Source organism: uncultured Acetatifactor sp. (assembly GCF_948601915.1).
Classification (GTDB): domain Bacteria; phylum Bacillota; class Clostridia; order Lachnospirales; family Lachnospiraceae; genus Acetatifactor.
In genome coordinates, this window is sequence record NZ_CAPDXS010000191.1 from 1 (window position 1) to 8,601 (window position 8,601).

Annotated in this window: 7 protein-coding genes and 1 pseudogene; 1 reads left to right on the forward strand and 7 read right to left on the reverse strand. The window is 56.2% G+C overall.

Going from position 1 to position 8,601, the window contains the following annotated elements:
* Window positions 1-1,590: DUF4091 domain-containing protein (locus tag Q2B33_RS21935; protein ID WP_300823169.1), on the reverse strand; the 1,590-nt coding region annotated here is incomplete at its 3' end.
* 250 nt (window positions 1,591-1,840) lie between these two features.
* On the opposite strand from Q2B33_RS21935, the gene Q2B33_RS21940 reads away from it, so the two are divergent.
* Window positions 1,841-2,650 carry an AraC family transcriptional regulator gene (locus Q2B33_RS21940; RefSeq protein ID WP_300570847.1) on the forward strand — a complete coding sequence of 270 codons (810 nt, stop codon included), beginning with the start codon at window positions 1,841-1,843 and terminating at the stop codon, window positions 2,648-2,650.
* 39 nt (window positions 2,651-2,689) lie between these two features.
* Here the strand turns inward: Q2B33_RS21940 and Q2B33_RS21945 are convergent, their stop codons facing one another.
* The 6 genes and pseudogenes from Q2B33_RS21945 to Q2B33_RS21970 all read right to left on the reverse strand — a co-directional run.
* Window positions 2,690-3,391 (reverse strand): ClpP family protease, encoded by a 702-nt coding sequence (locus Q2B33_RS21945; RefSeq protein ID WP_300570850.1) that lies wholly within the window; start codon window positions 3,389-3,391, stop codon window positions 2,690-2,692.
* A gap of 121 nt (window positions 3,392-3,512) precedes the next feature.
* The gene (locus tag Q2B33_RS21950; protein ID WP_300570853.1) at window positions 3,513-4,877 is read right to left on the reverse strand and encodes an MATE family efflux transporter; all 1,365 of its coding nucleotides are present in this window, start codon (window positions 4,875-4,877) and stop codon (window positions 3,513-3,515) included.
* A 109-nt stretch (window positions 4,878-4,986) separates the two neighbouring features.
* Window positions 4,987-6,372 carry a sedoheptulokinase gene (locus Q2B33_RS21955; protein WP_300570856.1) on the reverse strand — a complete coding sequence of 462 codons (1,386 nt, stop codon included), beginning with the start codon at window positions 6,370-6,372 and terminating at the stop codon, window positions 4,987-4,989.
* 71 nt (window positions 6,373-6,443) lie between these two features.
* Window positions 6,444-7,463: a sialidase family protein gene (locus Q2B33_RS21960; protein WP_330684692.1), complete on the reverse strand. Its 1,020-nt coding sequence runs from the start codon at window positions 7,461-7,463 to the stop codon at window positions 6,444-6,446.
* The gene (locus Q2B33_RS21965; protein ID WP_300815244.1) at window positions 7,460-8,206 is read right to left on the reverse strand and encodes an HpcH/HpaI aldolase/citrate lyase family protein; all 747 of its coding nucleotides are present in this window, start codon (window positions 8,204-8,206) and stop codon (window positions 7,460-7,462) included. The genes Q2B33_RS21960 and Q2B33_RS21965 overlap by 4 nt, the downstream gene beginning before the upstream one ends.
* A 48-nt stretch (window positions 8,207-8,254) precedes the next feature.
* Window positions 8,255-8,601, reverse strand: a pseudogene (locus Q2B33_RS21970) (ABC transporter permease subunit); the annotation flags it as partial.

Sequence of the window (8,601 nt, forward strand, 5' to 3'; positions counted from 1 at the left end):
ATTCCGTCCCGCTGCTTCGTCGATCATGGCCACCACGGCCTCCCTGCCGATATGCCGCTCCAGAGCGAAGCAGACGTCCATATCCTGGATACCCTCGTAGGTGGCCTCCCCGCGGATGGAGCCATAGACGCTGTCCCTGCCCGGATAGAGGATGAAGGGGTCGCCGGAGGGGAAGGCCTTGTCCCCGGAGGTGGTGACATAGGGATTGATCGGGTACTTCGACACGCAGGAATTGTAGAAATTCAGTCCCCAGTGCAGGAAGCCCTTGATATTGTATTTATACAGCAGGAAGCCCAGGACGCGCACCCTGTGGGAGGGCATGGCCAGGAAGCTGTTGGGGAACACCTTCTCCGGACCGCAGCAGTAGTACGCCCACTGGTTCTCCACATCGTGCTCCAGGAACTCATGGATATGCTCCACGCTGGTGACCGGGCATTCAATGAGGCCGTTCTCACAGAACGCATAGTTGGACAGCGCATCGAAGGTCTTGCTGCCCCCGATCAGAGGGCGCATGATATCGGACGCGGTCCTGTAAGTCTCCATGGATTCCAGCGTAGGCTCGTCGGAGATGTGGAAATAGGTCTGCTCGCTGATGCCCTCTGCCTCCAGCTCCTTTGAAACCGCCTCGATGTACTGCGCCAGGAACTCCACATATTCCTTAGAATCCGCCGCCACATGCCAGCCGAACATATAGTCCGTTTTGCCGTTCTCCGTGACCATGATATTGGGCGCGCATTTGGCCCCCCACTGGGAGAACATATGGGCCATCTCATAATACCGGATTCCGTTCTTCTTGCAGATGTCGATGAAGCGCCTGAACTTTCCGAAGGAGAACTCATATCTGTCCCCTTTCTTCTCGATGTCCACCAACTGCACGCAGGGCCTGACAGTGCCCACTGCGGTGTCCAGAGGCGGCGTATGTATGGGCACCAGGATCATGTTCATCCCCACGTCCGCGGCGGCGGCGATGTATCTGTCGATCAGCTCCCAGTGCTCCTCGGAGTAGATTTCCACATCATGCTGCACCGCGATGCAGTCCGCATAGAACCACCTGGTGTAAATCAGCCTCTGCTCCGGCATCGAGGCAGGGATGACGCGGACATCCATCACCTGGCAGACCGTAAAGGCCGCGTCCTCCGCCGCGGGAGCCTTCGCCGCCTGCATGTCCACCGGAAGAAGCCTTACTTTTATCCTGTAATCCCCGGCGGGAGTGTCCCTGGGGACATCCACCTTGACCCACACAGTGGCCGTCCGGGAAGTGACCGCCAGCCGGTTCCCCTGCTCTTCCAGGGGCACAAGGATGTCCGGCATGAACCCGGGCTCCAGCGTCATGTAGTCCTCGCCCTCCATGTCCTTCTCCCTGGCGGGCACATCGATATAGGCATCCTGCACCATGTAAAGGCGCACCGCGTCCTTAAGGCCGGACTCCACGGACACCGCCATGTCCATCCGGCTGTCCGCCTTCATGCAGATCTGATAGGAAAGGCGCTCCCCTGCCAGAACTGTTTTTTTGTGTATTTCATCACGCCTGAGGCTGTCCTGCGCCCTCACCTTCTCCAGAGACGATACCTGCACCACCTGAAATTCCATAGCCATCCCTCCTGCTCTCTGTCTTGAATCCGCACGGTCCGGCCCTCCGCCGGACCGTCGCCCTGAATCTGCTCTTTTATGCCGGATTCCATTGCTATTTCCGGCATATGGATTATAATAGGAAGAGCGGAGATCGCCCCGCGGCTCCCATTAACCCGATTCTATTACAGACAGCGGAAGCCTGCAATGGATAAACGAACCAAAAAAATGGACTTTTCAACAGGCAGGACCTTGTAGAAAGGAGACCCCAATGCGCACGCAGACTTATTTCCACACAAAACTGGAGGGCGAGGCCAACCGGAAAAACGATGCCGTTCCGCTCCAGGTCAACTGTGTGGGCGCAGTGTCCGAAGCGCGCTCCTTTTCCACCAGGGCTGTGCGGCAGGATTTTTATTACATATATGTCTTAAATGGAGAGATGCTTCTGGAGGACTGCCGCCTCATGCCTGGGGACGTGATGGTCTTTGAGCCGGGACATGACTATCAGTACACCAGCCGGGGGGAGACCGCCTATCTCTGGGTGCACTATACGGGCTTCGAGGCCCGCTCCCTCACAAAATCCACAGGCCTCGCCCTGAACCGGGGGCGGCACATCGGCATCCACAGGGAAATCATCGCCTGCTTCCGGCAGCTCTTCCGGGAGTTCATCATCAATGATGACGCGGCGGAACAGCTCTGCGTATGCCTGCTGCGGGAAATCCTCCTCTTCACGGGCCGGTATATCGACTTCGGCTCCAGGGGCAGCCTGCCCCTGCTGGCGATCGAATACATCCACCGCTCCTTCCAGGGGCCCATCGACATAGATGCCCTGGCCCGGATGGAGAACATGAGCTGCACCGCCTTCCGCAGCGCTTTCCGGCAGCATACCGGGGTCTCGCCCAGCGAATACATCATCGGCCAGCGGATCAGCGCGGCCTGCCGGCTGCTGTCCCAGACCGATAAAAGCGTCAGCGCCATCGCAGCCGATGTGGGGTATCCCGACCAGTATTATTTCAGCCGGCTCTTCCGCAAGAAGATGGGGATGCCGCCGCTTAAGTACAGGGCTTCCCAGAAACCGTGAAGCCCTGCCTGCCAAAGGCAGCCCGCCTGAACCGCCGGGCTAATTCGGATCGTCCTGGATCATCTCCCGCAGCTTCCCCACCGCCCGGTCGATGCCGCCCACCTCGTCGATGATGCCGTGCTTCACGGCCTCCTCCCCCACCAGGATCGTGCCCACGTCCTTTGTAAGTATCCCCGTCTCCGTCATCAGGTCCTCCAGGGTCTTCTTGTCTATGCTGCAGTGGCTGCAGACGAATCCGGTGATCCTGTCCTGTATCAGCTTAAAGTAGTCGAATGTCTGGGGCACCCCGATGATCATGCCGTTCATCCGCACGGGATGTATCACCATGGTCCCCGTGGGCACGATGAAGGAATAGTCCGTGCTCACCGCGATGGGCACGCCGATGGAATGGCTGCCGCCCAGCACCAGGGATACCGTGGGCTTGCTCAGGGAGGCTATCATCTCCGCGATGGCCAGCCCGGCTTCCACGTCCCCGCCCATGGTGTTCAGGAGCACCAGCACCCCCTGTATGTCCTTGCTGTCCTCAATGGCGGCCAGGCTGGGCAGGATGTGCTCATACTTCGTGGTCTTGGAATTGTTGGACAGGTTCTCGTGCCCCTCGATCTCCCCGATGATGGATATCAGATGGATGTCCCCCAGCTTCCCGCTCTCGTCCAGGGTCACCTGGCCTGTCTGCTCTATCCGCTCGTCCTTGTGCTCTTCCTTCTCTATCTTCTTGTCGGAGTTCTTTGCTTCAGCCATGCTCTCTCTCCCTTTCCCATGGATTTACTCAAAACATGACTTTAATATTCCCCTTTCGGGCAAAAAAATACCAGGCCCGTGAACCGAGTCTGATATTTCCCATAAAATGCCATTTACACAACTATCTGGTCAGATCCTGCACCCACTTGTATTTCCGGAACCGCAGCATCACCCAGGGAATCTTGCCCACCTCGTCCAGGCAGGTACAGGCATAGACCGCCAGCGGCGACCAGTGCAGCGCGAACGCCCCCGCCAGCGCCAGCGGGATGGCAATCAGCCACATGCAGACGATCAGGCTGTACATGTCGAATATCGTATCGCCGCCTCCGTCCAGCACGCCGTTTATGGTCACAGTATTCACACAGCGGCCAATCATGTACACAGCCATGATCACCATCATCCCTGTGAGGTACTCCCTGGCCTGGTCCGTCAGGATGACCATCCCCACGATGGCCGGGGTCACTGCCAGCACCAGGGCCGTGGACAGCAGCCCGATGACATAGGAGATATTCTTAAGCTTTATCCCGTATGCCTTGCCCAGCTCGAGCTGTCCCGCTCCAAGCCTGTGGCCCACCATGATCCCCGCCGCGCTGCCGATACCGTTGCACATGCAGCATATCAGGTCCCGGACCACCGCCGCCACGGAATTGGCCGCCGCGGCGTCTGTCCCCATATGCCCCATGATCGCGGTGTAGGAGGTGAATCCTATGCCCCAGCATAAACACCCGCCCAGAAGAGGCAGGCACTGCCTGGCGAAATCGGATTTCAGTTCCCTGGGCTGCTTCAGGAATCTGCCAAAGACCGGGCGGATATACGACGGACCCGTAGTCATCATCAGGCACAGCCCCAGCTCCACCACCCGGGAAATTGTGGTGGCAAGCGCCGCTCCCCTGGCCTGCATCCTGGGCGCTCCCAGCAGCCCGAATATGAACACCGCGTTCAGGACTATGTTCAGGACTACCGCGCAGCAACTGATGAGGGCCCCGGGCCTCACATGGTCCGACACCTTCATCACGGTCAGATAGCACTGGGAGATGCCCGTCAGCAGATACGACCAGCCCGCCACGCGCAGATAGGCGCTGCCGATGGCGATCAGAGCCGCGTCATGGGTGAAGATATGCATGAGCAGCTCCGGCATCAGCTCGCAGGCCAGGAAGAACATCACGGACACCAGGCCGCAAAGCCGCAGCATCATGTTGAAGACATCCTCCAGGGTGCGCCTGTCCCCCTTCCCCCAATACTGGGCCCCCAGGATGGCTCCCGCCCCCGTCACCGCACTCAGGAACATATTCTGGACGAACTGGATCTGGGTGGCCAGGGAGACCGCGGTCATCTCATCCTGGGCCACCTTCCCCAGCATCAGCGCGTCCCCCGCTGCCACTGCCGCCAGCATCAGGCTCTGGAGGGCGATTGGCAGGGCCAGCCTCGCCAGATTCCTGTAGAACTCTTTCCTGTCAATCAGCGCTCCCGGATTTTTCTTTTGCATCGGATTATCCTCGCATTCCTAATAAGTAATGGGCTCCCATCTGCCGCTCAGCCCATTATATATCAGGCTGCTGGTTTTGGGAATAGGGAATATTAAAAATACCGGGTTCTTAAGTCAGGCCCGATATTTCTTTGACAATCTCGATATTTTGGGCAAGGGCCGAAGTCTCTTCCATAGTTTTGCACCTGCCGCTTATGAGCAGCGCCATCCTGTACAATCCAAGAAGGGATTCATCCTCCATCAATGCCCTCTGCCATCTACAGCCTGTTTCCTCTGCAATGCGAGTCATCAGTCCCTGGTTCGAGGTGGCAGCCCCGCCGGAATAAACGATACGGCTCACCCGATTTCCCGTGGGGAGCACAGACATCAATGCTCTGTGATACTGCCTGCCCATTTGCCTGTAAACCGCATCCAACAGGGAATTCAGCGTGAAATTCCCATGTGTGATCCCGGCGATTCTACCTCCCTGATAAAATTCCGGCTCTATCTCCAGCGCATCGCTCCCCTCCCTTTCCGGTATTCTGCCGATTACATCCCAGATCTCCTTCGGCCGTACCTTTTGGCCGGTGACCGCTTCCACAGAATCCTTGATGAAACCGGCGATGCACTTCAAATCTCTGCCTCCGCAAAGCCCTCTCACTGTATTCAGGTACTGATTTCCAAAATACGGCCGCACTTCTCCCTCGCCTTGCCGGTACGCATCTGTCACTATTCCCAAAAGCCCTGCCGTGCCAATGTTGATATTGACATCCTGTTCCGGCCGCACCATGCTTCCCAGCACACAGGCCTGGTGATCCCCTATATCCGGATAGACCGGAATCCTATTCCCCTCACTCTCATAATAGCCGCAGCATTCCATCTCCAGAGCCAACTCCGGAAAGCGCAGTCCCCCCGCTCCTATCTTCTCTATGAGCGGATGGTTCCACTGTCTTTCTACAATGTCCGCCAGTCCGGTGGCCGCCCCATTGGTAATATGACAGATATGGTTCCCTGTCATTTTCCTGATGATATAGGAACCGAGCGTGCAGAACCAGCGCCCTTCCGCACCTCCTTGAATCTCCCGGAGCGTTACATACAAATTGCACATGCCCAGCCCGGCACGCAGCCGTACCCCCGAATGCTCCATCAGCCTGTCGCAGCCCATATCCTCCATCTCCTGCAGCCATGTCTTCCCGTCATGGCATTCCAGACAGCGATTATCCTGCCAGGATATATAGGATGTCACGGCCTCAGAATTTTCATTCAGTATGACAAACCCCTGCATCTGGGTGCAGAGCAGAATCCCATCCAGGACTTTTTCTTTTCGCAAAATCTGCTCCGTCAACATTTCCACGATATTCCATATCTCTTCTGCCCGGATCTCATACCTTGTCGCCCGGCCCGATACGGGAGATGGCATCGCAGTCTTTCCCTTGCCACGAATTTGTCGGTTCTCTATGTCCAGGACTGCATATTTTATGAAGCTGCTTCCGATATCCAATGCAAAATATCCCATCTGCCCTCCCCGATTCTGCGCGCCGCCGCATGCGCTGTTCTTCCTGCGATCCGCATTGTCCAGGCGACCGGCTACTCCACTTCATGGTCGATGTAGTATACATCATGCCGATTGAATTCTATCGACAGACAGACATGCTTTCCATCCTCGCTGCAAAAACCATCCGGATAAGAAATTGCGCCCGGCATATCTATCAATGTCCTCCTATACCCCCAGGTCCTCATATCGTCATCGGAAATCCATATCTCCAGCGGATGGCGATCCGTCAGCCTCATCTTCCGGATAGTCGGCGTATGCAGCAGTGCGATTTTTCCGTCCGGCATCCCGATCAGCTTCACCTTATTCCCCGGATTGGGAATATCTGTTCTATAAGGTTCACACCATGTCCTGCCCCCATCCGACGAATCGCTTCTCGTCAGATACCCGCTTCCGTTCACCCTTACCAGCATGGCCAGCCTCCCATCCCTCAGTTCACATACCGTCGGCTCTCCCCAGTGCCATATCCTGTCATGCTGAAGCGTTATGACCGGATATGAATTCCAGGTCTTACCATTGTCGTCGCTTCGTGTAATACCGTTTTCATTATGTGTTATCATATCCCATCTCTTATAGATTCCGCCTCCTTCCGCCCTGCCTGTCCGATTCTGTTCCTCGGTCACAGGGTATCTCTGATACGCCATGACAATTCCTCCATCCGAAGTCTCAATCATCCCCCGATGGAATACAAACTGTCTGAAACACGGCGGATATCCTGCCATCTCCCATGTATGACCGCTATCTGTGCTTCTCAACATGACACAGTCCCAGTCCCAGAACATTCCATTGTGCAATGTCACATATACCGTTACTTCCTCCCCCCTTACACTTACCTCCGTCTGATACACCGCCCGGCCATCCTCAGGCCACAGCCGCACCGGGCCTTCCCAGGACGCGCCGTCATCCCTGCTGTGCCAATAATACACCCTATTATCCGGATGCGGCTCTATAGGCCCATCACACTGAGACACCATCAGCAATTCCCCGTTCGGCATCCTTCTCACAATGGCTTCGCAACTCAATGAATTCCGATGCACCAACTGAATCCTTGTCATATGCCCTCCTTCTCTCCCTCTTTCTCTGCACCCATCCTGTGGATTCTCTCCGATATGTCCCGTCCCGCTTTCTTCCAAAAGGAAATCTCGCTCCCGCAACAGAATAAATCAAACCCGCATTTTCCGGCCTCTTCCAGAAAAGCATCCTTTTCTGTAATGATGCCCGCCCTTTTCCCGGATTTTGCCGCCGCCCTTCCGGCTGTCCTTATGGCCTCCAGCACCGGTTCCTTTCCTCTCTCACCCAGGCAGCCCAAATCACAGGATAGATCGTTAGGTCCTATAAAAATGCCATCCACTCCGTCTACCCCCAGTATCTCGTCTATATTCTCCACGCCCCGCCTTGTCTCTATCTGTGCGAATATCATGTTCTCTCCATTGGCCTGCCCCATGTAATCCTCCAGACAGCCCGGATCATAAAATGTATGTCCCCTGTTGGTAGAGATGCCCCGCTGGCCCAATGGAGCATATTTGGCATATCTTACTACCTCCCTGATCTCCTCCGCGGAATCTGTCATGGGCAGCAGCAGCCCGTCCGCTCCCATATCCATCGCCTTGGTAATGTCCCTGCGGCCATTATCCGGCAGCCTGACCACAATCGGAATCCCTGACAACCTGGCCACCATAATAAGCCCCGCCATACCCGTATAGTCAAAACCGCCATGTTCACCGTCCAGTATCAGGAAGTCCATGCCCGCCTGCCGCATAATGATAGAAAAATTCGGAAACGCCACCTCATTCAACATTACGCCGGCGCAAGCCCTGCCATCTTTTTGTCCTGTCAACATTGTCCGTCATCCTTTCACCGCCCCAAGAGTCATACCTGCCGTAAAGTATTTCTGAATAAAGGGATATACCACCAGAATCGGTATCATGGCCACGAAGACCTTGGCCGACTGCAGCGTCTTGTCCGAGGTCTGCAGCAGAGTCAGTATCTCGTCCGTGCGCATGGTGGAGAAGTCGATTCGCACCGAGAGCTGGTAGATATAAGTCTGTAGGGGCTGTTTGGCAGTGTCGTTGATGTAGATCAGGCCGTCAAAATAGGAGTTCCAGTGCCCCACGAACTGGAACAGCAGCAGGCATGCCAGGGACGGAACGCTCAATGGCACATAAATCCGGAACAGCGTCTGCCAGGGATTGG